The organism is Streptomyces sp. NPDC104309 (assembly GCF_055584025.1).
This window is the reverse complement of sequence record NZ_JBVJMV010000033.1, coordinates 38,573-63,204: the sequence shown is the minus strand read 5'-3', so window position 1 is coordinate 63,204 and position 24,632 is coordinate 38,573. Positions and strand designations below refer to the sequence as shown.

The window sequence follows — 24,632 nt, the reverse complement described above, 5'->3', positions numbered from 1 at the left end:
AGCCGACCACTAAGGGACCGCCCGCGCGGCCGCGGTGATGTTACGGGCCATCCCGCCGAACACCACCGAGTGGAACGGCCATACGCTCCACCAATAGGCGTGGCCGAGCAATCCGCGAGGATGGAACAGAGCCCGCTGCCGGTAGACCGTCCGTCCCTGTTCGTTCCGGTCCACCGACAGTTCGAGCCACGCCGGACCGGGCAGCCGCATCTCCGCGCGCAGCCGCAGCAGCTCACCGGGAACGATCTCCTCCACGCGCCAGAAGTCCAAGGAGTCGCCCACCCGCAGCCGCTGCGCGTCCCGCCGCCCGCGCCGCAGTCCGACACCGCCGACGATTCGGTCGAGCCAGCCCCGCACGGCCCAGGCGAGCGGGAAGGAGTACCAGCCGTTCTCGCCGCCGATGCCCTCGATCACCCGCCAGAGCGCCTCCGGCGCCACCGGCACGGTCAGTTCCCGTGCGTCGCGGTAGAGACTGCCGCCGGACCAGTCGGGGTCGGTGGGCAACGGGTCACTGGGCGCACCGGGCACCGCCGCGGACGACCAGCGGGTGTCGACCCGGGCGTCCTTGATCCGTTGGAGCGCCAGTCGCAGCGCCCGCTCGAAGCCGATGGGTCCGCCGGGCGGATCGGGTACGTACCGGACGATGTCGTGCTCGCGACAGACCACCTCGTGGCGCAGCGACTCCGCGAGCGGCCGGGCGATGGAGGGCGGCACCGGAGTCACCAGACCGATCCAGAGACTGGAGAGTCCCGGCGTGAGCACCGGTACGGGGAGGATCACCCGGTGCGTCAGTCCGGCGACCTCGGCGTACCGCCGCATCATGTCCCGGTAGGTCATGACGTCCGGGCCGCCGATGTCGAACGTGCGGTTCACCTCGGCCGGCAGGCGCGCGCAGCCGACGAGATACCGCACGACGTCCCGTACCGCGATCGGCTGGATCGACGTGCGCACCCAGCTCGGGGTGATCATCACCGGCAGCCGTTCGGTGAGATGGCGCAGAATCTCGAACGAGGCCGAGCCCGATCCGATGACGACCGCGGCCCGCAGTACGGCCGTCGGCACCCCGGAATCCAGCAGAATGCGCCCCACCTCGGCCCGCGACCGCAGATGCGGTGACAGTTCCCGCTCGGGCACCCCGGCCGGGGCGAGTCCCCCGAGGTACACGATCCGGCCGACCCCCGCGGCCCGCGCCTGCTCGCCGAAGATCCGGGCCGCCTCCCGGTCCCTCTCCTCGAACCCCGGTCCGGAGCCGAGCGCGTGCACCAGGTAGTACGCCACGTCCATGTCCCGCATCGCCGCCCGCACCGAAGCGGCGTCGAAGACATCCCCCTCGGCCACCTCGACCCTGTCCGCCCATGGATGGTCACGCAGCTTCCGCGGGGTCCTGGCCAGGGCGCGCACCCGGTGACCGGCGTCGAGGAGTGCGGGCACCAGCCTGCCGCCGATGTACCCGGAGGCACCGGTCACCAGACAACGCAGCGGCATGTCACCGGAGGATTCGCTCATCCGTCCGAGTCTTCCACCGGATCGCCGCTCGGGGCCCGGCGGAGCACTCCGAACGGCGGCATACGGGTCACCCGACCACACCGGGCTACGGACACGGACCGGCCGGACGGTCCAGCATGCCGTCGAGCACCCGGCCGAAGACCCGGCGGCCCGCCGCGGCGATCAACGGATCGACCCACCGCGGCAGCAGCCGGACGCTCAGCTCCTCCACCCACACCACATGGGACCCAAAGTCCGTCGGATACACGTCGATCGAAGCCCGACCCAGCACCAGCGAACCGCGCTTCGCCAGCCCGCACAGCCCCGCCCGCCCGGCTGCGGGCGGCGTCCACCGCACCACTTCCATCGGATCGTCGAACCCCAGCGCACCGACACCCGTACGCGCCACGAAGACGGTCCCCGTCCCGGTCGGCGGCCCCGTGCGGACGGTGATCGTGGTCAGCGGGACGTGCGCCGCGTGCCGTTCCCAGTCCGTCACCCGGCGCCAGGCCTCGGCCGTGGGCAGATGCGTGAAGCGCTCGATCCGGAAGACGGCCACAGCACGATCCTAGGCCGTGCGCAGCCCGGTCCGAGCGGAGCGGAAGCGACACACCGCCCGGCGCCTCAGGAGTCGCCGTCCTCGATCCGGCCCGTCACGAGCAGGCCCGGCAGGTGCTCCTCGATCTCCTCGCGGGCAGCGGCCGACAGACCCGCGTCCGTCACGAACGTGTCCACCTGCGACAGAGTGGCGAAGGAACTCAGGCCCACCGTTCCCCATTTGGTGTGGTCGGCGACCACCACCACACGACGCGCGGACTGGACGAAACGGCGGTTGGTCTCGGCCTCCGCCAGATTCGGCGTCGAAAGACCCGCCTCCACCGAGATCCCGTGCACCCCGAGGAACAGCACATCGAAGTGGAGCGAGGCGATCGCCTGATCGGCGACCGGACCGACCAGCGAGTCCGACGGAGTCCGTACCCCGCCGGTGAGCACCACCGTGGCGGCCCCGGTCCGCACCCCGCCCGCGGTCCCGGACCGCTGCGCGGAGTGGAACACGTCCGAGACCCTCACCGAGTTGGTCACCACGGTCAGATCCGGTACGTCCAGCAGCTGTTGGGCGAGCGCGTACGTCGTCGTACCGCCGGAGAGCGCGATGGCGCTGCCGGGCACGGCCATCGCCGCGGCTGCCCGCGCGATGTCCTCCTTGGCGGTCAGCTCCAGAGCCGACTTGGCCTCGAAGCCGGGCTCGTGCGTACTGGCCTCGACCACCGGAACGGCCCCGCCGTGGACCTTTTCGATCAGACCCTGGCGGGCCAGCGCGTCCAGATCCCGGCGGACGGTCATGTCGGAGACGCTCAGCTTGCGGGTCAGCTCATTGACCCGCACCCCGCCACGCCTGCGCACCTCGTCGAGGATCAGGGCGCGCCGCTGCTCCGCGAGCAGGTTCTGATTCTCGCTCAACGCCGGTCCGGTCCTTCCCTCAGGCCGCGCGACAGTCTCTCTTCGGACGGGGTCATCCTGCCACGCGGTGTCGTCGGCCGTCGCACTGGGGAGATTCCGTGAGAGCGGCGCGTACACCGGCCCGCTTCCACGATTCTGGTGACCGTGCGTCAGCACACCCCCCACGACCGAGAGAGCGAGTCACTCCAGTGCCACCTGCCACCCAGGCCCCGCAGAGCAGTCCGGGGCCCGCGCTGGAACTGCTGGTCCACGGCGTGGGCGGAGCCACCCCCCAGGAGATGCTCGACGATCCGCGTACGGTCCGGGTCACCGGCGACGCGACCGCCGCCATCTACCGGCGGGCCGACGACATGGACGCCGAGCAGCACTCGGAGCGGTACCGCGACCGGCCCATCGCCGAGGCCTACTGCTGGTCCAACCTCACCTCCGGCAACGGCTCCCGCGCCCTGTGGCTGCTGCTGCTCCCGTTCATGGTCGTCAACCTCGCCCACTGGATGCGCCCCACCGCCCGCGCCCGTACCCGCGCGGTACGCCTCTACGGCGTCGTCGTCCGGCTCCTCGCGCTCAGCCTCACGGTCCTGCTGATCGGGGCGGCCTGCGAGGTCGCACTCGATCTGACGGCCTGGCAGTGCGCCGGCGTGCCGGACTGCTCGAACCAGCGGTCCTGGCTCGGCTTCCTGTCGACCGCGCAGGGCGGCTGGTGGTCCCAGCCGGGCCGACGGCTCGCCCTCGCCTCGCTGATGCCCACGGCGGTGGTGGGGCTGCTCTGGTTCCTGTCGAACCGGACCTGGAGCGCGTACGAGTCACAGCGCCCGCTCACCGGGTCCGAACCGGACGACGTCGACCCGGAGACCGGACACGACCTGAGCACGTCCGGCACCGTCCCCGGCGGGCGGCCGGCCCTCGGCAGGCCCGGATTCTGGTACGGCCGCCGTCTGGTCGCCCGGCTGCGCGCCGCCCACACCGCCGCCGGATTCCTGACCGTCGCCGCGTCGGTCGCGGGCGCCGCGGCCCGCCACGACCGCGCCGTCAGCAGCCCCGTGCCCGGGATGCTCGGCCGGCTGATCGAGGCGGCACTGGTCCTGGGCGCGCTCGTGGTCCTCTGGGTCGTCTGCCGCCGCGGCCGGAGCGAACGGCGTCTCGACAACCGGCTCGACCAGGCACTCATCACCTATCTGCCCGGCGCCGCGCTCGCGCTGCTCGTCCTCGCCGCGGTGTACGCGTCCTGGTCCCGTCCCGCCTGGGTGTCGGCGGGCGCCCTGCCGGGTGACGTCGCCTTCAGCGTCGTCACCCTCGGTCAAGGAATTCTCGTCGTCGTCCTCGCGGTGGTCTCACTGAGCCTGTACCGCCGCACCCCCGAACCCCGCACCGTCATGTACGGACTCGGCGGACCGGTCGTCGCCATGCTCGCGTGCGCTCTCGGCGGCGTCATGACCGGCGGGATCGCCCAGCGCGTCGCCGACTGGCTCGACGGATCCGGCACCCCGGGCATGGGCAGGGGCTCCGTCATCGAGGGGCCACCGGTGCTGCTCAGTTGGCAGGCCTCGGTCATTCCCGTGCTCCTGGCGCTCCTGGTGATTCCCACCCTCCTGCTGCTGCTACGCACCTGGCTCGCCGCCCGCGCCCTGGAACCCGACGTCGACCGGGAGTACGGGCAGGAGCGGCCCGACCCCGCCCGGACCCGGCAGATCGCCCGGATCCGGGCCACGGCGGCCCTGACCGACTCCGCGCCCTGGATCCTCGGCCCGGTCTCCGGAGCCACGCTGCTGCTCGGCGCGGCGGCGGTCGGCGGGGCCTGGGAGAGCGGTGAGGTGCCCGGTCTGGCGCTCAAGGGCAGCGGCCCGTTCGCCGAGGCCGTGGCCGAAGCGGCCCAGTCCACCGGCTCCTGGGTGATCGGATTCGGATTCATACTCTTCGTCACCTGGGGGCGGCGCGCCTACCGCGACGCCTCCGCGCGGCGCACCATCGGCATCCTCTGGGACGTCGGCACGTTCTGGCCGCGCGCCGCGCACCCCTTCGCTCCGCCCTGCTACGCCGAGCGCGCCGTCCCGGATCTGGCGTCACGGATGTCCGGCTGGACCGGGCTGACCGGTGGCCGGCTCGTCATCTCCGGCCACTCCCAGGGCAGCGTCCTCGCGGCCTCCGCCGTCTGGCAACTGCCCGCCGAGACCCGTAGCCGGGTCGCGCTGCTCACCTACGGCTCGCCGATCGAGCGGTTGTACGGGCGCTGGTTCCCGGCCTACTTCGGCCCCGTACCGCTGCACGGGCTCCACCGGTCCGTGCACTGCTGGCGCAACCTGTGGCGGGCCACCGACCCGATCGGTGGCATGGTCAGGCTCGATGAGGGACCGGGGCCCGAGGTGGACCGGGGGCCGCTGAAGGATCCGCTGGTCTACGGCCGGACCCCCGAACACCCACTGCCCGAACCCGTCCTGGGGCACTCGGACTATCAGGCCGACCCGGTCTTCGCGGAGGAACGCGCAGCGCTGCTGGACCGGCTCGCCCCGGTCCTGCCCCGCCAGGCCGACGGGGCACAGGCCCCGAAGGCCCCACGGTCTCAGGGGAGCTCCGGCAGATCCTCCGGGTAGAGCAGGCTGAGGTCGTCCGTGCTCGGCTCGGCGAGCTGGGCGACCCGGCCCGCGTGCCGCTCCACCATCGACTCGAAGGTCTGCCGGGCCGTGCGGCCGTTGCCGAACGCCGGGCCCTTGGGCAGTTCGGTGAAGTACTTCAGCAGCGCCTCCCCGGTCCCGGAGGCCAGGCTGTACTCGTGCTCGTCGGCCTGCTGCTCGATGATCCGCAGCAGCTCGGCGGGCTCGTAGTCGCTGAAGGTGATGGTCCGTGAGAAGCGTGACGCCACACCGGGATTGACAGTGAGGAACCGCTCCATCTCATGGGTGTACCCGGCGACGATGACGACCACCGCGTCGCGGTGGTCCTCCATCAGCTTCACGAGCGTGTCGATCGCCTCCCGGCCGAAGTCCCGGCCGGAGTCCTCGGGCGACAGGGCGTACGCCTCGTCGACGAACAACACCCCGCCGCGCGCCCGGTCGAAGGCATCCTGGGTGCGGATGGCGGTCGAGCCGATGTGCTCACCGACCAGATCGACGCGGGACACCTCGATGAGATGGCCTCGCTCCAGCACCCCGAGCGAGGCGAGGATCTCGCCGTACAGCCGGGCCACGGTGGTCTTGCCGGTGCCGGGGGAGCCGGTGAAGACGAGATGGCGCCGGACCGACGCGGCCTTGAGCCCCGCCTCCTGACGCCGGCGACCGACCTCGATCATGTCGGTGAGGGCACGCACCTCCTGTTTGACGCTGTCCAGGCCCACCAGCGCGTCCAGCTCCCCGAGGACGGCGTCCGAGGCACGTACCGGCTCGGCGGCGGGCACCGCGGCGGGGGAGGGCTCGACGGCGCGCGGCCCGGGGACCGCGCCGAGCAGCCCGGGGGCCGACTGGGTCGCCGTCAGCACGGTGGGGGCGGGTGCAGCGGGGGCACGCAGCGCGCTCTCGTCGCTCGTGCAGTCCTCCACGACGGGCCCCGATCCCTGACCGTCGCCGCCCTCGGCGAACTCGTAGCCACCACGGGCGCACCGCTCGGTGCGGCAGCGGGTCAGCGTCGTACGGCAGCCGTCCATCACATGGAAGCCGTAGCCCTCGCTGCCGGTGACCCGGCAGCTGTGGAAGGTGCCGCGGCCCTCGGCGGAGACGTAGAAACCGGCCTCGGCGGGCGAGGTGACCGTGCAGCGCTCGATCGTCGGATCGGCGCCCTTGGTGACGATCACTCCGGTCTGTGCCGCGTCGACGGTGCAGTTGTTCAGCGTGCCGCCACTGCCGTGATCACGGAACCAGGCGCCGGTGGACGCCTCGCGGATGCGGCAGTCGTCGAGCTGGGCGGTCGCCCCGTCGCTCACCGACACCGCGGTGTTGCGGATCTGGGAGAGATCGCTGTCCACCACGTCGGCGCGCGATCCCCGGTCGAGCACGAAGATCGCGTCCGGTACGTCATGGACCCGGCAGGAGTCCAGTATCACGGTCGCCCCGTCGCTCACCCAGACCGCCGGGTAGTCGCCCGTGCTGTCGTGGATCTCGCACTGGTTGGCGTCGACACGGGTGCCGGGATCCCAGACGGAAAGTCCGTTGCGGCCGAACCGGCGGACCGTGGAGCGGGTGAGGGTGAGGACCGAACGGGAACGCAGGTCCACCGCGTTCTCCGGGATGTCGTGGATGTCGCAGTCGGCGAGCGTCAGTACGGCGTCGGTGTCGAGAGTGACCCCGTCCGCCGAAGTGCGGTGCACCGTGCAGTCGGTGAGGTGGGCGGCCGCGCGGGCGGTCACCTGTATTCCGCTGCCCTTGATCTCGTAGACCTCGCAGCCGACGGCCTCCAGACCGCTGCCCTCGCCGGTGATGCTCAGCCCCGCCCCCGACGCGTGGTGGACCCGGCACCGCTCCAGCCGCGGATGCGCACCGTCGCGCACCGAGACCCCGGCCTGGCCGGCCGAGACGACCTCGCACTGCTCGAACACCCCGCCCGCACCGTCGAGTACGGCGATGCCGGCCCCGGCAGGGTTGTCGACCGTGCAGCGGCGCACGGTCGGCCGGGCCGCACCGCGCACCTCGATCCCGGCGGCCGAACGCGTGACGATCCGCAGATCCGCGAGTTCCGGGGCGCCGTCCTCGACGAGCAGCGCCGGAGCGGTCGAGTCCTGACCCTCCACATGCAGGTCCGAGACGACCGCGGAGGCGCGGACGGTCAACGGTACGCCGTCGACCGGCGCGATCCGAACGGAGCCGACCGAACCCTCGGGGCCACGCAGGGTCACCGCGCGGTGCAGGACCAGATTCTCCCGGTAGGTGCCCGGCGCGACGGTGAGGACGTCACCGTCCGCTGCGGCCTCCAGGGCTGCGGTGAGGGAGGCGTATTCGCCTGTGCGGCGCCGCCACCGCGATGTGCCGGTGTGCGTCACCTGGACCGTGCCCTGTGCCATGGCGCTGTTGTGCCCCCGCCTCGTGCGTGTGTGATGCCCGGTCACCGGCCTTCCGGCAGCGGCGAACCCCGGCCCGCCCGCCGAGGAAGGGGCGGGCCGGTCCACCGTAGCGCGCGCGGCGGGCGGGAGTTGACCCGATCGGCAGCTGATCAGCTGCCGGTCCCGGTTCTGCCCCAGTCGGGACCGGCAGCTGCCCAGGCCCGGTCGATCCGGCTGTACCGCTTTTGCACCATGCGCCAGACGAGCAGACGCCGGCCTCCCTCGACCAGCCCGACGGCGAGCAGCATCGCCCCGAACCCGGCCAGCGCCGCATGCGTTCGAGCCGTGGGCGCGTCCATGGGGCGCAGAGCGGGGTGGCCGTCCAGGTCGGTCCAGATCTCCACGACGGCACCGGGGCCGGTCTTCCGGGAGTGCGTGCTCACCGTACCGTGGCGGTCCGTGCCGTCCGGGGCCTTCCAGCGCGCCACCACCAGGGTCTGCGGGGCGTGCTCCGAGGACACCTCGGGATCGGTGACGAAACGCGGCGCGTCCGGTGCCCGTCGCACCACGACCGCGGTCGTGGTGCGACGCTGTGCCCGCTGGGCGCGCACCGATTCCTGCAAGGCGTCGTCGGTGAGCGCTCCGCACAACCAGCCCAGCGCCGGCGCCGCCAGCACCATCAGCAGCAGCGCGACAAGAGCCGCCCACGCCTCGTGCCGGTCGGTGGCGCGGCGCAGAGGATTGCGCCGCCAGCGCCACACTCCCGTAACCGCTCGCACAGTCCCGCACCCCCTTCCGTATCCGTCTTAACCCGATACGGCACGCTTCGCGCGCTGAAGCGGCGAAGAGAGAGCAACGTCACCCCGCCCAACGCACGGACCACCCCAGTGAGTTCCCCGTCGACCGTCGGGGCTGACGGTCCGTCCGAGGTGTGCGCGCGGCTGGGGCCTCTCGTTCGGATCCGGCTTGATCCAAACGAAAGACCCTGGGAGGGCCGTTCGGCCCGGTGCGGGCACATCGAGGTCGTCGGCGAGTCCCCATGGCTCGACGACGACCTCGACGCGACCGTCGGTGATGACCGGCTCAGTACCCCCGGCCCTGGTACGGGCGGTTGTACGGGTCCTCGTAAGGAGAGGGGGCCGGGGCGGGCCGCGGTGACGCCGGACGCATCGCCTCGTACCCGGTGCCGGGCGCTGGCCGCTGCTGCTGCGGCGGATGCGGCGCCTGGTACCCGCCGCGGGCCGCGGTCGGCTGCTGCGGGATGTACGGGGCCGGGGCGTGCTGCAGCTGTGCGGGCTGCATCGGCGCGTAACCCTGCTGCGCAGGCTGCTGCGGGTAGCCGTACGAGGGGTTGGGCTGGGAAGGGGCCGCGGGAAGAGCCGGCAGTGCCGCCGGGAGAGCCGGCAGATAGCTGTTGCCGGTGTCATAGGCGGCAGGCACTCGGATCGGAGCGATCTGAGGGGTGCCCCGCTCCGCGACCAGGGAGTCGTAGATCGGAGTGTCGGGGAACGACGGGGCGGCGTAGTAGCCGCCGCCGTAGGTGGAGCGAGGGGAGGTCATGACACCTAAGTTAAGCCCACGATGTGCTGGTTGGGGAGTCCCAATCTTGGGGTCATCCGTTTTACGCTTGTTCTGTCCGCCTGACATGCCAAAAAATCGTTAGAGCTTCCGTTAACGGCGGGGGGCTTTTCCGTTGTAGGGCCCCATGGTTAACGAGAAGTGGCGGATGGGCTACAAAGGCCGACCCCCGCGCGGCACTCGCCAGGACGGAGGGCCTCGACCCCGAGCTCCTGGAACCTTACGACCATCAGGAGATCGCCATCGGCAACCGCTGCCTGCCGGGTCGCCGAGCACGCGCGGAGACTACTGGGCCCGTCGGCTCGGCGTCGCCGCCCACCGGTTTCGGGAGAACATCCACCCCCGCTACGCCGCCTGCGTCCGTCTCCACCCCATCTCCGACCTCGGCGCCAAGAAGGTCCCCGAGTCAGGGTCGAGGACGTACGCACCTTCCTCGACCGGCTCCGTACCACCCACCGATGCTGCGCCCAGAACCTGGTCACCGAACGGAAGAGGTGCCGGGCGATTTGGTCAGTGCTCCTGACATTGAAATGGAACAACATCAAGGTCTTCGGATAGGACGCAGCGGCAGCCAGGCTGCTTCAAGTCGGGCTGCCACTGTGCACGTGGATAGCGCTTGGCCGAAGTGGGATGCGTGCGGCGCGCGACAGGAGGCCGCAGGCTCCGTCCGCCGGATTGCGTGACTCGCATTGCTGGGAGAGCCTTTCGGCCGATGGGGAGGCCGTCCAAGCAGACGTAGGTGGCCCATACCGTGGCTTTCCAGGCTCGCCCGGAGCTTCGGGTTGGATCCGTAGACCTCGTCGGCGGCCAACCAGGGCGCCTGGTCCACGGCAGTTAGGAAGCGTTCGATCACCGCCGTGGCCGGCTACGGCTTGGTCGCGAACGCCGGCGGCTCCTCCAGGCGGGCTGATCGGCAGCGGTTGGCGTCGTCTGTCCAACTGTGCGGCAGGTACAGCTCCCGGTCGATGGCCGCATGCCCGCGGCAGGTAGCGTCGGCGAGGCAGACCCCGACCTGGGAATCTCTGATCCGACCGGCGGCGCTGGCGTACCGTGCCAGCCGACCGTGCCTGGTCTGTGCCAATTCGCGCGCTATTGGCTACTGGAGCGTACGTGGACTGCGGTAGCCGCGTTCAGCACCGCCCAGTGGCGGTCCTGTTCGAAGGTCCGGAGCAGGTCTGCCGCGACGCTCACCGCGATCGTGGCGGGTTCCTTGCCAGTGATCTCGGTAATTCCGATCGGGGTCTTGATCCGGCCGATGGTGGCGGCGTCGTGGCCGCCCTCGGTGGCCAGGCGTTGCCGGAACCGCGCCCATTTGGCGGCCGAGCCGATCAATCCGATCGAGCCGAGATCGGCGGTGCGCAAGGCGGCGTCGCACAGTGCGGCGTCCTCGGCGTGATCATGGGTCATGATCAGGATGTGGGTGCCGGGTGACAGCTCCGTGAGCACCTCCTCCGGAAGCAGCGGTGTGTGGTGCACGTGGATCTGCGCCACTGCATCAGCGAGCACGCCGAGCCGTTCGTCGGTGAGCATGTCGGGGCGGGTATCGATCAGGTGCAGATCGAGGTCGTGGCGGGCCAGGATGCGTGCCAGCTCCAGCCCGACGTGCCCGACGCCGAAGATCGCCACCGCCTGGACTACCGGCAGCGGTTCGAGCAGTACGCTGACGGTTCCGCCGCAGCATTGGACGCCGTGTCGGCTGGTTACCTTGTCGTTGAGGGCGAACTCCATCAGCTCCGACTCCGGATCGGGCGTGCCGATCAGCTCGCGGGCCCGATCGATCGCGACGGCCTCGATGTTGCCGCCGCCGATCGAGCCCCACGTTTCGGTCCGGCCCACAACGAGTTTGGCACCGGCCCGGCGGGGTGCGTGGCCGCGCACGGTCGCGACGGTCACGAGCACGCCGGGTTCCCGGCGTGCTCGCAACCGCGCGACCGCGGCGACCCAGGTCATGTCAGGCATGACTCAAAGCGCTTGCGTCGGTGGGGATCTCGCTGCCGTTGCGCTCCACGTCGCCCCTGCGGGCTACTTCGATTGCCCAGTACACCGCCTCGGGCGTCGCGGGGGAGGCGAGTTCCACGCTGACTCCTGCGGGCCCGAATGCTGCGGCGGCCTGCCGCAACGCTTCGCGCACCGAGAACGCCAGCATCAGCGGAGGCTCACCCACCGCCTTGGACCCGTAGACCGCGCCCTCCTCGGTGGCGTTCTCCAGCAGCGTGACGTTGAACTCCTCGGGCATCTCCGAGAAGCTCGGCAGCTTGTAGGTACTCGCGGCCTGGGTCAGCAGCCGGCCCCGGTTCGGCCCGTCACCGTTGTCCCAGCGCAGCTCCTCGAGCGTCAGCCAGCCCGCGCCCTGCACGAAACCGCCCTCGACCTGACCGATGTCGATCAACGGGGACAGGCTGTCGCCGACATCGTGCACGATGTCCACACGCCGGATGCGGTACGCGCCGGTGAAGCCGTCCACCTCCACCTCGGTTGCGGCGGCGCCGTAGGCGAAGTACTTGAACGGTGAGCCCCTGAACGTCTTCGCGTCCCAGTGCAGACCCTCGGTCCGGTAGAAACCGGCAGCCGACAGCTGAACCCGCTGGAAGTACGCGGTGCGCACCAGGTCGTCCCAGGCCAGTTCCTTGTCGCTGCCGAGGGCGCGCGCGATGCCCTCGACGATGTACACGTCCGAGGCGTTCGTACCCAGCTGGGTGCCGGCCACCTGCAGCAGCCGCTCGCGCAACTGCTCGCAGGCGTTCTTCACCGCCGCACCGTTGAGATCTGCTCCGGAACTGGCGGCGGTGGCAGAGGTGTTGGGAACCTTGTCGGTTCGCGTCGGGGCCAGCCGCACCTTGTGCAGCGGGATGCCCAGCGTGGTCGCGGCCACCTGCAGCATCTTGGTGTGCAGGCCCTGCCCCATCTCGGTGCCGCCGTGGTTGATCAGGACCGAGCCGTCCTTGTAGATCAGCACCAGCGCGCCGCCCTGGTTGAAGGCGGTGAGGTTGAACGAGATTCCGAACTTGATGCCGGTGATCGCCAGCGCCCGCTTGGTGTTCGGGTGCGCGGCATTGAAGGTCGCGATCTCACGCTTGCGATCGGCGATGCCGGCGTCGTCCTGAACCTGCTGCCAGATGGTGGAGATCCGTTCGGGGTGAGCGACCGGCTGTCCGTACGGCGTCGACTGGCCCTGTCGGTAGAAGTTGCGCTCCCGCAACTCCATTGGATCCAGGCCGAGCAGCGGCGCGCACCGGCCCATGATGTCCTCGACCACCAGCATGCCCTGCGGTCCGCCGAAGCCGCGGAAGGCGGTGTTGGAGACCTTGTTGGTCTTGGCGATGCGGCCGGCGACGCGTGCGTGGGGAATCCAGTAGGTGTTGTCGATGTGGCACAGCGCGCGGGCCACCACCGGCTCGGACAGGTCCAGGCTCCAGCCACCGTCCGCGGTCAAGGTGGCGTCCAGGGCCTGGATGCGGCCGTCGGCGTCGAAGCCGATCTTCCACTCGGTGTGGAACCCGTGACGCTTGCCGGACATGGTCAGGTCCTGGGTCCGGTTGAGCCGGACCCGGACCGGCCGGCCGGTCAGCTTGGCACCGAGCGCGGCGATGGCCGCGAACCCGTGCGGCTGCATCTCCTTGCCGCCGAAGCCGCCACCCATGCGCAGACACTGCACGGTCACCTCGTGGCTGTGCAGGCCGAGCACGTGCGCGACGATTTCCTGGGTCTCCGAGGGGTGCTGGGTGCTGCTCTGGATGAACACCTGTCCGTTCTCGTCGACAAGGGCCAGCGCGGCGTGGGTCTCAAGGTAGAAGTGTTCCTGATCGGAGAACTGGAACTCGCCGGTGAACACGTGCGCGGAGTCGGCGAAGCCGGCGTCGACGTCGCCGGTCAGCATCACGGGCCGGGCACCGTGAAAGCTGTTGGCCGCGATCGCGTCCTGCAGCGTGATCAGGGAAGGCTGTTCGTCGAGTTCCACCTCGACGGCCGCCGCACCGAGCCGGGCCGCCTCCAAGGTTTCGGCGAGCACCCAGGCGACCGCGTGGCCGTGGAACATGACCTCGTCGGGGAACAGCGGTTCGTCGTGCTTCATGCCAGCATCGTTGACGCCGGGCACGTCGGCAACGGTCAGCACGCGGACCACACCGGGCACGGCGAGCGCGGGCGCGGTGCGCAGCGCGGTGATCCTGCCGTGGGCCTTCATGACCTGGACCGGGTAGGCGTGCAGCACGTCCTTGGTGCGATGGACCAGGTCGTCGGTGTAGAGCGCGGTGCCGGTGACGTGCAGGTCGGCGCTCTCGTGCGGCATCGAAACGCCGACGACGGGTTTTTCGGGACGCTCGGACAAATGGCTCATGACGACACCGCCTCGGTGGTTTGCGCGTACAGCTTCAGCAGGCTCTGGCCGAGCATCGCGGCGCGGTATTCGGCGCTGGCGCGGTGATCGTTCATCGGCGTGCCCTGGGCCTGCAGCACCTGGGCCGCGGCCCCGACGGTCTCCGCCGCCCACGGCTTGCCCTCCAGGGCCGCCTCGGTGGCAAGGGCGCGGATCGGGGTGGCGGCCACGCCGCCCAGGCCGATGCGTGCCTTGCGGACGATCCCGTCCTCGATGTCGAGCGCAAAAGCGATCGCCACGCTGGAGATATCGTCAAAGCGCCGCTTGGCGATCTTGTGGAAGGCCGTGACCGGCGTCAGCGGCAGCGGGATGCGCACTGCGCGGATCAGCTCGCCGGGACGGCGCACGCTCTGCCGGTAGCCGGTGAAGTAGTCCGCCAGCGGGACCTCGCGCTCACCGTCGGCGTCGGCGAGCACCACCGACGCCTCAAGCGCGAGCAGCGCCGGTGGGCTGTCACCGATGGGGGAGCCGGTACCCAGGTTGCCGCCGATGGTCGCACTGTTGCGGATGAGCCGGGATGCGAACTGCGGGAACAGCTCTGCCAGCAGCGGGACGCTGCCGTCGAGGCGGCGTTCGATCTCGGTGAGCGTCTGCGCCGCCCCGATCTCGATGTAGTCGGATTCGACTCGCAGCTCGCGCAATTCGGGCAGCCGGTCGATGGCGACCACGCAATTCGCCCGGCGGGAACGGATATTCACCTCCACGCCCCAGTCGGTGCTTCCGGCGACCACCACCGCGTAGGGCCGTTCGCGCAGCAGCTGCAGTGCTTCGTCCAGGGTGCTCGGCCGCAGGAACGCGCTGTCGTCCTGGGTGTATTCGGTGGCAACCGGTTCGGGCGGGGACTGCTCGCGACGCTGCGCCAGGGGGTCGTCCTCGGTGGGCGTACCGACGGCGAACGCGGCATCGCGAATCGGGCGATAGCCGGTGCAGCGGCACAGGTTTCCGCTCAGCGAGTGCAGATCGAAACCGTTCGGACCGTGCTCGGAGTCGGTGCTGTCGGCCGAGTCCGCGTGCGCGCAGCGGTTGGGTCGGTAGTACTCGGCGGCCATGCTGCAGATGAATCCCGGTGTGCAGTAACCGCATTGGGAGCCGCCGCGGACGGCCATCTCCTCCTGCACCGGGTGCAGCGTGGGCGGCGTGCCGGGTTCGCCGACGGTGGCGAGACCTTCGGAGGTGATGATCTCCTGACCGTCGAGCGCCGCGACCGGGACCAGGCAGGCGTTGACCGCCACCCAGTCGGTGGGCTTGTTCACCCCGGGACGGGCTACCAGGACCGAACAGGCGCCGCATTCACCCTCGGCGCAGCCCTCCTTGGCGCCGGTGAGGCCGCGCTCGCGCAGAAAATCCAGCACCGTGCTGTGGGGCGCAGCCGGTGAAATCGGTGTTTCTTTCCCGTTGACCGTGATCCGTGCCGCTACCATGGCACATTCTCATTTCGGTGCGCGGTCGATCTGATTGTCCTAGTCGCCATTTTAGGAGCTTTCTATTTCGGTGGCGCGGCTTGAAAACCCGGAGCGCAAATCAGCACGCGACGACGTGCCGGGGGCGGTGACGGATATCGGAAGGTGCCGGGGCCGCAATCGGGCACGCCGGGAAGGGGGCCGCTCGGCAGCCGTGTGCAACGTGAAAGGGGCCGCTCGGCAGCCGTGTACTACAAGAAGGAGGCTGCTCAGCAGCCGTGTGCTACACGACCCGGCACCCAGGCGGTCTGGTGAGCGAGGCGATGCAGGTCGGAGATGGTCGACATCCGACTTCGCCCCCTTCCAGCAACTCACGAGTCGGTGCGCTCGAAGCTACTTTGTCGCAGGTCCATCGGTCAAGCCGACGTGCGGATACCAGTTGCATTTGCCGAATCCTGGACCGAGAACCGACAGCGGTGCCGTGCGGCGAAGATCCCCGACGGGCGTGCGATTGCCGCCAAGGGAGAGTTGGCAAATGCCATGGCGGCCCGCGCTTCCGCCTCACGATTACCGGTCGCATCGGTGGCGGCCGACAGCCTTTACCGGCAGGAATGGCGCTTCCGCCGGATGCTGGAGGAGACCGGAATCGGTTACGTGCCGGCCGTGCCCAAAGCCCAAAACCGGACGCGATCCTCACGCCACGCGACCGTCGGCCGACCCGGCGACGGCAGCTGCCCCCGGTGCTCACGAACCCTGCGCTGTAGCGGACCAGCACCCATCACTCCACCTCCGACTACGAGGTGTTGCGACGATCAGTTGAATCCACCCTGGGCGTCATGGCCGGTGTGTATGACCACCCCGGCGAGGCTGCCGCGGCATCGCTCGGCGACGGCCAACGCGTCGATGACAAGCCAGGTGCGCACGTGATCGGCAAGGGCCCAGCCGGCCAGGCGGCGCGAGGAGAGGTCGATGACGGTGGCCAGAGAGAGCAACTTCCCGTTCGCTACAGGGAGATAGGTGATGTTGCCGACGTACTTCGTGTTCGGATCGTTCGTGGTGACGTTGCGGCCGTTCAAGTCGGGGGCTTTCGCCGCGACAGTGGTGCGGTGCCTGCGACGCAGCCGCACTCCTGGCAGACCGATGCTCCGCATCACGTGCGCGATCCGCTTGTGGTTGATGGGCTCGCGGAGTTCGGCGGTGATCCTCGGGACGCCGTAGGTGCCGTCCGATTCGCGGTGCGCGGCGCGTATCCGGGCGGCGAGCCCGGCGTCGGCCGCCTGCCGGGCGGCTCGGTTCGCGGTCGTCCGGCGCCAGTAGGAGAAGTTGGAGCGGGCGATGCCGAGGATGCTGCACAGCAGCTTCACGCCGTAGCGGCGCTGGTGGTTGGCGACGAACTGGAAGCGGTTCATCACCAGCCCGCCTCCCCGGCGAAACACTTCGCCGCCTTCCGCGGGATCTCGCGCTCCTCCTCCAGCTCGCGGACCTTCTTCCGCAGGGCGGCATTCTCCGCCTCCAGCGGCGTGGGCGGCTCCGCCGGCACCTCCGCCCGGCGCCCCCCCGGGGCCGGCTTGCTCCGGCCGCCCGGATCCCGTTCCGCAGCGTCTCCGAGTTGACCCTCAGATCAGCGGCGACCGATCTGATCGCCGCTTCGGGCCGCGACCGGTACCGCGCGACCGCGAGCCGGAGCTTTCCGACAGTTGTGGACGCGTGGGCAGGTCGGTGAGCTGATCGCGAAGCTGTACCGGGTGCGGCTGACCGAGCAGGGGGTGGGCAAGTACCTGTGCCGATCCGCACACCCCGGTTCCCTGCAGACCGTCGACCAGAAGCCCCACCGCGCTGCGCACGCCGCTGTGCACGCAGCGTCTTCCTGCGGTTGCCGCCGTCGAATCAGATCGGTTCAGTCCGTGGAAGCCCTCTGCTTGACGACGATCTCACGCTTGAGGATTTTGCCGGTTCCCCCCTTGGGGAGTGCGTCGGTGAATGTGAGGATCCGCGGATACTTGTAGGCCGCCACCCGCTGTTTGACATGGTCGCGTATCTCATCGGCCGTGGTCTGTGCACCGTCCCGGAGTGTCACGACGGCGGCTATCTCCTCTCCGTAGGTCTCGTGCGGCACGCCGACCACTGCGGCCTCGGCGACGGCCGGGTGTTCGTAGAGCACCTCCTCGATCTCACGTGGGTAGACGTTGTATCCGCCGCGGATGATGAGGTCCTTCTTCCGGTCGACGATGAAGTAGTAGCCGTCCTTGTCGACACGGGCCAGATCGCCGCTGTGGAACCATCCGTCCCGGATGGCATCAGCGGTCGCATCCGGACGATTCCAGTAGCCCTTCATCACGTTGTCGCCGCGGATCGCGATCTCACCCACCTCACCCGGGCCCACCGAGGTGCCGTCGTCCGCCACGATCTTGAACTCGACCCCATGGATCGGGAGACCGATCGAACCGGCCTTGCGCGGCCTGTCCGAGGGGTTGAACGACGCGACGGGCGACGTTTCCGACAGTCCATAGCCCTCCAGCACCGTGACGCCGAATGCCCGTTCGAAGTCGTGCAGTACCTCGACCGGCAAGGACGCACCGCCGGAAACGGCCAGGCGGAGTCGTGAGAGGTCGTAGCCGTCGGGGATCCCGGTGTGGAGCAGGGCGGTGTACATCGTGGGCACGCCCAGGAAGATGGTGGCCCCGTCGCGATGCATGATCTCCAGAGCCTTGGCCGGCTCGAACCGCGGCAGCAGGACCAGAGTGGCGCCCGCGGCGACGGCAGTGTTGAGAGCGCAGGTCTGCCCAAAGGCGTGGAACAGCGGCAGGCCCCCGAACAGTACGTCGCCCGGCCCGACGTGGAGCAGTGTCTCGGCCGCGGTGGCGGCGTTGGTCATCAGGTTGCGGTGGGTCAGCTCGGAGCCCTTCGGGGTTCCCGTCGTGCCCGATGTGTAGAGAATCACGGCAGTGTCGTCGTCCGCCCGGTCGGCGACCCGGGGCATCGGTTCGGCGGCCCGCACCGGGGTGTCGAACGCCGTCGAGTCGATGACCAGGCAGTCGGCCCCGACCTCTGCCGCAGCCCTGGCGACCTCGTCCGCGCAAGGCGGGAATGTCACCACGATCCGCGATCCGGAATCCTGGAGAGCGAAGGCTATTTCACGGGCCTTCAACAGCGGATTCATCGGTACCACCACGCCACCGCAGTGGAGGATGCCGTAGTACGCGACCGGGAAACAGGTGATGTTGGGCATGACCAGTGCGACGCGATCACCCGGCCGCACGCCCCTGGTCCGCAGCAGTCCGGCGAACCGGGCGCTCCGGCGGCTGAGTTGGGCATAGGTGAGGGCAATCTCATCCTGGCGAACGGCGACGCGGTCGCCGTCGGCCCGGGTGGATTCGGCCAGGAGTGTGGCAAGGTTGTTCATGCGTTTTCCTCTTCCGTCCGGGTTGGTGGCGATCACCGTTGGTGCCGGCAGCCGCCGAGGCCCACGGAGTTCTGTGTCGCGATCACGTCGCGAGGGGCAATCCCACCGAGATCGGGACCGCCGCCGGTGCTGTGCGGATCTCCCCACACGTCGGGCGGCAGGCTGCGTCCCTGCCGCACGGCCAGCCACAGCCGCAGGACGTGGCGTTTCAGTTCGGGCTCGGCGAAGTCCTCGTACTCCGTGCGGGAATGAAGAACCGTATGGTTGTTGAGGAAGAGTAGGTCGCCGGTCTCGAAGTCGACTTCGAGCCGGAGCTCCGGTGACCCTGCCAATGCGTCGACGAGGTCGAACAGTTCCACGTCCGTCGGCTCCAAGTGGGGAACGTCAGGAAAGCGCTGTGCGGATTCGAGGTAACAGCGGTTGTAGCGCATGCTGAGCTTGCCCCCGTTCCAGGACACGAGCGGGACCGCGGCGTACGGGCATTCGCCGGGGGCCTGCTCCTCCCGCAGGTCGAGGAAGTATGTACGGTGCAGTCGCTCGAGCAGATCCGGTCGCCGTGCCAGGACGGCGTTGTAGACCGCTGCCGAGCTGACGACGGCGGTCCGTGCGCCAGAGCGGGCCGCTTTCAGGCACAGCAGCCCAAGGACATCGGATCCGTCGGTGTGGAACGGCAACCTCGCTCTGGTTTGATATCCGCGCGTTCCCGGGTCGCAAAGACTACGGCCGGTATCCCGGGCGTGGCCGAGCATATGGCCCGATGCGTTCTGCGATACCGGAAGACCCAGGTGCCGGCCCAATCCCCAGAAAATGGTGCTCGCGGCCGCCTGGCTGTACCGCTCGACCGGAATGCGTTTGACGAGCACGAATCCGCGTCCGTTCTCCAGTACGCCGGCGATGCGTTCCAGTTCGCCGGCCAGGGTCGGCAGTGGAAAGTCGCCGGCGGTCATCTTCAACAGCGGAAGGCCCCGTGCGCGCACCGCGTGCAGGGCCGCCTCGAGTTCGTCGATCTGCGCCGGTGAGAGCTGCATGACCCATTCCTCGGAGTCCGCCAGGTCCGGACCCGCCCACACGGCCGGCCCGGTACCGGGCCGACGCGGCACATTGATCACGCTCGTCATGGTGACCTCCCTCAGGTCGTACATCTCTCTTCGGGCTCGTGTGCAGCTCATTGCCGGCTGGAACAGAAATCGCGCATATCACCGCCCTCCTTTCCCTGTGGAATATTTCTGGCGGATTCGGTGCGTGTCACCGCCCCGAATCAATTGATCCGCAGGAGATTCCAGACCGCTTTTTCAGGGCCGGTCAGCACTTGAACTTGTTCGTGATGGTGTTCTCCGCTCGGTCACCGATCGGCCGGGTCGCCGTATCCAGGCGGAGGACCCAACCGCAGTGGTGCAACGCTATGTCACGACGTGACCCATGGCTTGACGTGACGTGACATCTCACTTATCACTTGGGGACAAAGCCCCTGGAGCGCGCCCATGAAGCCTCTTGTCCGCAATGCAGCGCTGAACAACTATGTCGAGGTGAGCCGTTCGCTCGGCATCGATGCGCGGGCCCTGATGAAGCGCGTGGGCCTGGACCCTGTCGGCCTCGCGGTCCAGGACAGATGGATCCCCGGCACGGCGGTCACCCAGCTGCTCGAACTCTCGGCGGCGGCCTCACGGCGCGGAGATTTCGGCCTGCTCCTCGCCGAGCGACGCAGCTTCTCCAATCTCGGCCCCATCAGTCTGGTCCTGCGCGACGAGCCCGATGTCCGCAGCGCCCTCGAACTTCTCGTCCGCCATGAGCACATGTACAACGAGATGCTCCGCAGCAGGCTCTCCGGGGCGAACGGCCTGGCCACCCTCAAAGTGAGCCTCGAACTGGGGGAGGCCATGGCCGCCCGCCAGGCCACTGAGCTGGCAGTCGGGGCCTTCCACGGAGTCCTCCGCAGCTTTCTCGGTGCCCGGTGGCAGCCGTTGTCCGTGTGCTTCACGCACGACGCGCCGGCGGATCCCAGCACCCACCGGCGCCTCTTCGGCCCCGTAGTGGAATTCGACCGGGAGTTCAACGGGATCGTCTTCTACGCCGGCGATCTCAGGGCTCCCAACCCCATGTCGGACCCGCTGATGCGGACGTACGCCCGGCAGTATTTCGAGTCCGTCGCGGTCTCGAAGGACACCACCGTGTTGGACCGCGTGCGTGAGCTGATCGAAGTCCTGCTGCCCACCGGGCGCTGTTCGATCGAGCAGGTCGCAGACAGCCTCGGCATCGACCGGAGGACGATCCACCGGCACCTCGCGGCCTCGGGCGAGACGTTCTCCGCCCTTCTCAACGCCACACGTACCCAGCTCGCGGAGCAACTCGTGGCGAACCCGCGCCGCTCGTTCACGGAGATCTCCGGGCTCCTGGGATTCTCGGCACCGAGTGCTTTCTCGCGCTGGTTCCGCGAGCGGTTCGGCTGCAGCCCGAGGCAGTGGCGGGTCCGTGGGACGAGGCAGCAGCCCTCCGGCGAGGAGTGACCACCAAGATTTCTGTACAGGGGCGTGGAACGGCAGTTCACGCCCTACCCCGTCATGTCCCTGCCTCGGCCCGGGGACGACGGCCGCGAGGGCAAGGCATGTCCCCAAGCGGCAAGTCTTCTGTCACCCTCGGTCAAGCGCGCACCCTAGCCCGCACTTAACGTTGCCTCACCGCAAGGAACATGGCCGATCCCACGAGGACGGGCAGAAACCCTGCCCGCAGCCGAATGTTCTCTCCCGGGCCCGCTGATCGTATCCGAGACCCCGGCGAGCCCAGGCAGCCCGTCTGCATTCCCGCGTCCGCTCCTCGCCAGCCCTCCGGGCCTCGCATCGCAGGCAGTGATGCGTGCGGCGAGTGAAGACCGATCCGACAAAGGAGATGGACCATGCACTTCTTCGACGACTCCCTGTACCCGGAGAACCAGGAGAGGCTGGTCATCCAGGCCGCGCCCTACGGGCCGGAGTGGCTGCCCGGTGACGCCGACGACCTCCCGCTCACCATGGACGAGCACGTGCAGGCGGCCGTCGATTGCTACAACGCCGGCGCCACGGTGCTGCACATCCACGTGCGCGAGCTGGACGGCCACGGATCCAAGCGCATCTCCATGTTCAACGAGCTGATGGCCCGCCTGCGCGAGGCCGTGCCGGACATGGTGCTGCAGATCGGCGGATCGATCTCCTTCGCCCCCGAGGACGAGGGCGGCGACGCCAAGTGGCTCAGCTACGACACGCGCCACATGCTGGCCGAGATCACTCCCAGGCCCGATCAGGTGACGATCGCGATCAACACCAACCAGATGAACATCATCGAGCTCTTCGACGACGAGGACATCGAGGGCACCTCGATCGCCAAGCCGGGGTACCACAAGGCCTACCGGGACATGGTGGTCGAGGCTGGTCCGGACTTCTATCTCGAGCATCTTAAGCGGCTCCGTGCCCACGGCATCCAGCCGCACTTCCAACTCGCCAACATGGCACAGTTGGAGACCGTGGAGCGGCTGATCCGCAAGAGCGTCTACAGCGGGCCGCTGGTCCTCAACTACGTTGCCATCGGCGGCGGGTTCGCCGGCCGGCACCCGGCCGACCTGATCGAGTTCATCCGCCGTGTCCCGGATGGTGCCGTACTCACCATCGAGGCATCCATGCGCGCGGTGGCGCCGATGAACGCGATCGGCATCGCCCTCGGCACGCACGTGCGGGTGGGCAACGAGGACAACCTGTGGCGGCACAAGGGCAAGCGGATGTCCTCCGTGGAGCAGGTCGAGCAGATGGCCGAGATCGCCCGTGCGCTCGGGCGTGAGATCGCCACCGGGCAGGAAGCGAAGAAGATCTACAAGATCGGCGAATGGTACTCGGACGCCGACGAGACCCTGGCCCAGCTCGGCATGGTGCCTAACCGCCGCCCCGGCCACCGCGGTTCCATGCTGCGCGACCTCAAGAGCTGACCGGCCCCCAGCGGCGGCGGCCCGGGTTCCCGTCCCGCCGCCGCTCCACGCAGCCCTACACACGAGCAAACGGAGCACGCCTTGGTACATGCCATTCGATTCCACGAAACCGGTGGCCCTGAGGTCATGCGGTGGGAACAGGTCGCCGTCGGTGACCCGGGGCCGGGCGAGGTACGGATCCGGCACGTCGCCGTCGGACTCAACTTCGCGGACATCTATTTCCGCACGGGCCTGTACCCGGCTCCGCTGCCTGCGGGGCTCGGCGTGGAGGCCTCGGGTGTGATCGAGGCCGTGGGCGCGGGTGTGTCGCATGTCGCCGAGGGCGACCGTGTGACCTACACCGGCAGTCCGCTGGGTGCCTACAGCACGGAGCGGGTCATGCCCGCGGATTCACTGATCAAGCTGCCGGACGAGATCGGCTGCGAGACCGCCGCGGCGATGACCATGCGCGGCCTCACCTCGGCGTACCTGCTGCGACGGATCCACCCGCTGAATTCCGGCGATACCGTGCTGCTCCACGCGGCGGCCGGCGGCGTCGGTCTGATCGTCTCCCAGTGGGCGAAACTGCTTGGCATCACGGTGATCGGTACGGTCTCCAGCGAGGAGAAGGCCGAGGTCGCGCGCGCCCACGGCTGCGAGCACATCGTCCACTACCGGCGCGAGAACGTGGCCGAGCGGGTGCGTGAACTGACCGACGGCAAGGGCGTCCCGGTCGTCTTCGACAGTATCGGCAAGGACACCGTCGCCGGATCCATGGCTTCGCTGCAACGCCGCGGCCTGCTGGTGTGTTTCGGCACGGCCTCCGGAATCCCGCCGCTCGACGCCATGCAACTGGCCATCCACGGATCGCTGTTCGTGACCCGCCCCGCGCTGGCCGACTACATCGCCGATCCGGCGGAGCGGGACTCCCTGGCCGCCGAGCTGTTCGGGCACGTCGCGGGCGGCCGCATCAAGATCGAGACCAACCAGCGCTATGCCCTTCAGGACGCGGTGCAGGCCCATCGTGATCTGGAAGCGGGGCGGACCACGGGATCTTCTGTCTTCGTCCTCTGAGCTCGTCGTGCCCCGCACGTCACCCCCAGGAGTGAACACATGCCCCAGACCGTCCGCCCGAAGGAAGACACGCCCGCCCTGGTGCGCCCGGGTGTCCTCCGCAGCTCGATCAAAGTTGAGCCCCTGACCTGCACCATCGGCGCCGAACTGTCCGGTGTGGACCTCGGCGACGCTGCGCGCAACGGCGATCTCTTCGCCGAAATCAAGGCGCTGCTGCTGCAGTACAAGGTCCTGTTCCTGCGTGACCAGGACATCACGCGCGCCGAACACATCGCCTTCGCGGGGCGCTTCGGCCCGCTGGAGGACCATCCGGTGGTCGGCAGCGACCCCGGCCACCCAGGGCTCGTCCGTATCTACAAGGATCTGGACAGCAAACCCGAGCACTACGAGAACGCGCTGCACTGCGACGCAACCTGGCGCGCGTGCCCGCCCATGGGCGCCGTGCTGCGCTGCGTGGAAACACCAGAGGTGGGTGGTGACACGATCTGGGTCAACATGGCTGAGGCCTACCGTAGGCTGCCGGAGCACATCAAGACGCAGATCGCGGGCCTGCGCGCACGTCACAGCATCGAGGCAACCTTCGGTGCCGTGATGCCGACGGAGCAACGCCATCAACTGAAGGCCCGCTTCCCCGACCCGGAGCACCCAGTGGTGCGTGCCCACCCGGAGACCGGCGAGCAGATTCTCTTCGTCAACGCCTTCACCACGCACTTCGTCAATTACCACACGCCCGAGAACGTGCGCTTCGGCCAGGACTACGCGCCCGGAGCGGGCAGTCTCCTGAACTACCTGATCAGCCAGGCGGCCGTCCCCGAATACCAGGTGCGCTGGCGCTGGCAGAAGAACAGCGTCGCCATCTGGGACAACCGCTCCACTCAGCATTACGCCGTCCAGGACTACTGGCCCGCCGTCCGCAGGATGGAGCGCGCGGGGATTGTCGGCGACCAACCTTTCTGAGCCCTGAC

General features: G+C 69.2%; 20 protein-coding genes and 1 pseudogene. 7 read left to right on the top strand and 14 right to left on the bottom strand.

Features of this window, described 5'->3' with window-relative positions; all coding sequences use genetic code 11:
* Nucleotides 1-9: 9 nt before the first annotated feature.
* The 3 genes from ACZ68L_RS34030 to ACZ68L_RS34020 form a co-directional block, all read right to left on the bottom strand.
* Nucleotides 10-1,506, bottom strand: coding sequence for an SDR family oxidoreductase (locus ACZ68L_RS34030; protein ID WP_469584941.1), 1,497 nt, complete (start codon nt 1,504-1,506; stop codon nt 10-12).
* Between the two features lie 85 nt (nt 1,507-1,591).
* Nucleotides 1,592-2,044, bottom strand: coding sequence for an SRPBCC family protein (locus tag ACZ68L_RS34025; protein ID WP_469584938.1), 453 nt, complete (start codon nt 2,042-2,044; stop codon nt 1,592-1,594).
* Between the two features lie 65 nt (nt 2,045-2,109).
* On the bottom strand, nt 2,110-2,946 hold the full coding sequence (locus ACZ68L_RS34020; protein WP_469584935.1) for a DeoR/GlpR family DNA-binding transcription regulator: 837 nt from the start codon (nt 2,944-2,946) through the stop codon (nt 2,110-2,112).
* A gap of 188 nt (nt 2,947-3,134) precedes the next feature.
* Here ACZ68L_RS34020 and ACZ68L_RS34015 point away from each other — a divergent pair, with 188 nt between their 5' ends.
* Nucleotides 3,135-5,534, top strand: coding sequence for a hypothetical protein (locus tag ACZ68L_RS34015; protein WP_469584933.1), 2,400 nt, complete (start codon nt 3,135-3,137; stop codon nt 5,532-5,534).
* Here the strand turns inward: ACZ68L_RS34015 and ACZ68L_RS34010 are convergent.
* The 7 genes from ACZ68L_RS34010 to ACZ68L_RS33980 form a co-directional block, all read right to left on the bottom strand.
* The gene (locus ACZ68L_RS34010) at nt 5,504-7,930 is read right to left on the bottom strand and encodes a right-handed parallel beta-helix repeat-containing protein (protein ID WP_469584931.1); all 2,427 of its coding nucleotides are present in this window, start codon (nt 7,928-7,930) and stop codon (nt 5,504-5,506) included. The genes ACZ68L_RS34015 and ACZ68L_RS34010 overlap by 31 nt on opposite strands.
* Nucleotides 7,931-8,079: 149 nt before the next feature.
* Complete coding sequence (locus ACZ68L_RS34005; RefSeq protein WP_469584929.1) at nt 8,080-8,688, bottom strand: Rv1733c family protein; 609 nt, start codon at nt 8,686-8,688, stop codon at nt 8,080-8,082.
* Nucleotides 8,689-8,992: 304 nt separating this feature from the next.
* Entirely contained in the window at nt 8,993-9,469 is a 477-nt protein-coding gene (locus ACZ68L_RS34000) for a DUF6643 family protein (RefSeq protein WP_469584926.1), read from the bottom strand.
* A gap of 883 nt (nt 9,470-10,352) precedes the next feature.
* Nucleotides 10,353-10,568: a transposase gene (locus tag ACZ68L_RS33995; RefSeq protein WP_469584922.1), complete on the bottom strand. Its 216-nt coding sequence runs from the start codon at nt 10,566-10,568 to the stop codon at nt 10,353-10,355.
* Nucleotides 10,569-10,576: 8 nt separating this feature from the next.
* On the bottom strand, nt 10,577-11,437 hold the full coding sequence (xdhC, locus tag ACZ68L_RS33990; protein WP_469585014.1) for a xanthine dehydrogenase accessory protein XdhC: 861 nt from the start codon (nt 11,435-11,437) through the stop codon (nt 10,577-10,579).
* Nucleotide 11,438: 1 nt separating this feature from the next.
* A complete protein-coding gene (gene xdhB / locus ACZ68L_RS33985) occupies nt 11,439-13,823 on the bottom strand; it encodes a xanthine dehydrogenase molybdopterin binding subunit (RefSeq protein WP_469584918.1) in 2,385 nt (794 codons plus the stop codon).
* Nucleotides 13,820-15,283, bottom strand: coding sequence for a xanthine dehydrogenase small subunit (locus ACZ68L_RS33980; RefSeq protein ID WP_469584916.1), 1,464 nt, complete (start codon nt 15,281-15,283; stop codon nt 13,820-13,822). The genes xdhB and ACZ68L_RS33980 overlap by 4 nt, the downstream gene beginning before the upstream one ends.
* A gap of 315 nt (nt 15,284-15,598) precedes the next feature.
* Between ACZ68L_RS33980 and ACZ68L_RS33975 the strand changes: the two are divergent.
* Nucleotides 15,599-15,892, top strand: a pseudogene (locus ACZ68L_RS33975) (transposase); the annotation flags it as partial.
* Between the two features lie 182 nt (nt 15,893-16,074).
* On the opposite strand, the gene ACZ68L_RS33970 reads toward ACZ68L_RS33975, so the two are convergent.
* The gene (locus ACZ68L_RS33970; RefSeq protein ID WP_469584913.1) at nt 16,075-16,671 is read right to left on the bottom strand and encodes an IS3 family transposase; all 597 of its coding nucleotides are present in this window, start codon (nt 16,669-16,671) and stop codon (nt 16,075-16,077) included.
* Nucleotides 16,671-16,802 carry a hypothetical protein gene (locus ACZ68L_RS33965; protein WP_469584910.1) on the bottom strand — a complete coding sequence of 44 codons (132 nt, stop codon included), beginning with the start codon at nt 16,800-16,802 and terminating at the stop codon, nt 16,671-16,673. Before ACZ68L_RS33965 ends, ACZ68L_RS33970 begins: the two co-directional genes overlap by 1 nt.
* Before the next feature lie 157 nt (nt 16,803-16,959).
* Between ACZ68L_RS33965 and ACZ68L_RS33960 the strand changes: the two genes are divergently transcribed.
* The gene (locus tag ACZ68L_RS33960; protein ID WP_469584907.1) at nt 16,960-17,268 is read left to right on the top strand and encodes a helix-turn-helix domain-containing protein; all 309 of its coding nucleotides are present in this window, start codon (nt 16,960-16,962) and stop codon (nt 17,266-17,268) included.
* On the opposite strand, the gene ACZ68L_RS33955 is transcribed toward ACZ68L_RS33960, so the two are convergent.
* Nucleotides 17,160-18,665, bottom strand: coding sequence for a long-chain-fatty-acid--CoA ligase (locus ACZ68L_RS33955; RefSeq protein WP_469584904.1), 1,506 nt, complete (start codon nt 18,663-18,665; stop codon nt 17,160-17,162). The two genes, ACZ68L_RS33960 and ACZ68L_RS33955, sit on opposite strands and share 109 nt — an antisense overlap.
* A 32-nt stretch (nt 18,666-18,697) precedes the next feature.
* Nucleotides 18,698-19,783 carry a TauD/TfdA family dioxygenase gene (locus ACZ68L_RS33950; protein WP_469584902.1) on the bottom strand — a complete coding sequence of 362 codons (1,086 nt, stop codon included), beginning with the start codon at nt 19,781-19,783 and terminating at the stop codon, nt 18,698-18,700.
* Between the two features lie 363 nt (nt 19,784-20,146).
* Here ACZ68L_RS33950 and ACZ68L_RS33945 point away from each other — a divergent pair, with 363 nt between their 5' ends.
* From ACZ68L_RS33945 to ACZ68L_RS33930, 4 genes are all read left to right on the top strand, one after another.
* Nucleotides 20,147-21,169, top strand: coding sequence for an AraC family transcriptional regulator (locus ACZ68L_RS33945; protein WP_469584899.1), 1,023 nt, complete (start codon nt 20,147-20,149; stop codon nt 21,167-21,169).
* Nucleotides 21,170-21,555: 386 nt separating this feature from the next.
* A complete protein-coding gene (locus tag ACZ68L_RS33940; RefSeq protein ID WP_469584897.1) occupies nt 21,556-22,614 on the top strand; it encodes a beta-keto acid cleavage family enzyme in 1,059 nt (352 codons plus the stop codon).
* An 81-nt stretch (nt 22,615-22,695) separates the two neighbouring features.
* Complete coding sequence (locus ACZ68L_RS33935; protein WP_469584896.1) at nt 22,696-23,667, top strand: quinone oxidoreductase family protein; 972 nt, start codon at nt 22,696-22,698, stop codon at nt 23,665-23,667.
* A 39-nt stretch (nt 23,668-23,706) separates the two neighbouring features.
* On the top strand, nt 23,707-24,624 hold the full coding sequence (locus tag ACZ68L_RS33930; protein ID WP_469584891.1) for a TauD/TfdA dioxygenase family protein: 918 nt from the start codon (nt 23,707-23,709) through the stop codon (nt 24,622-24,624).
* Nucleotides 24,625-24,632: the final 8 nt, after the last annotated feature.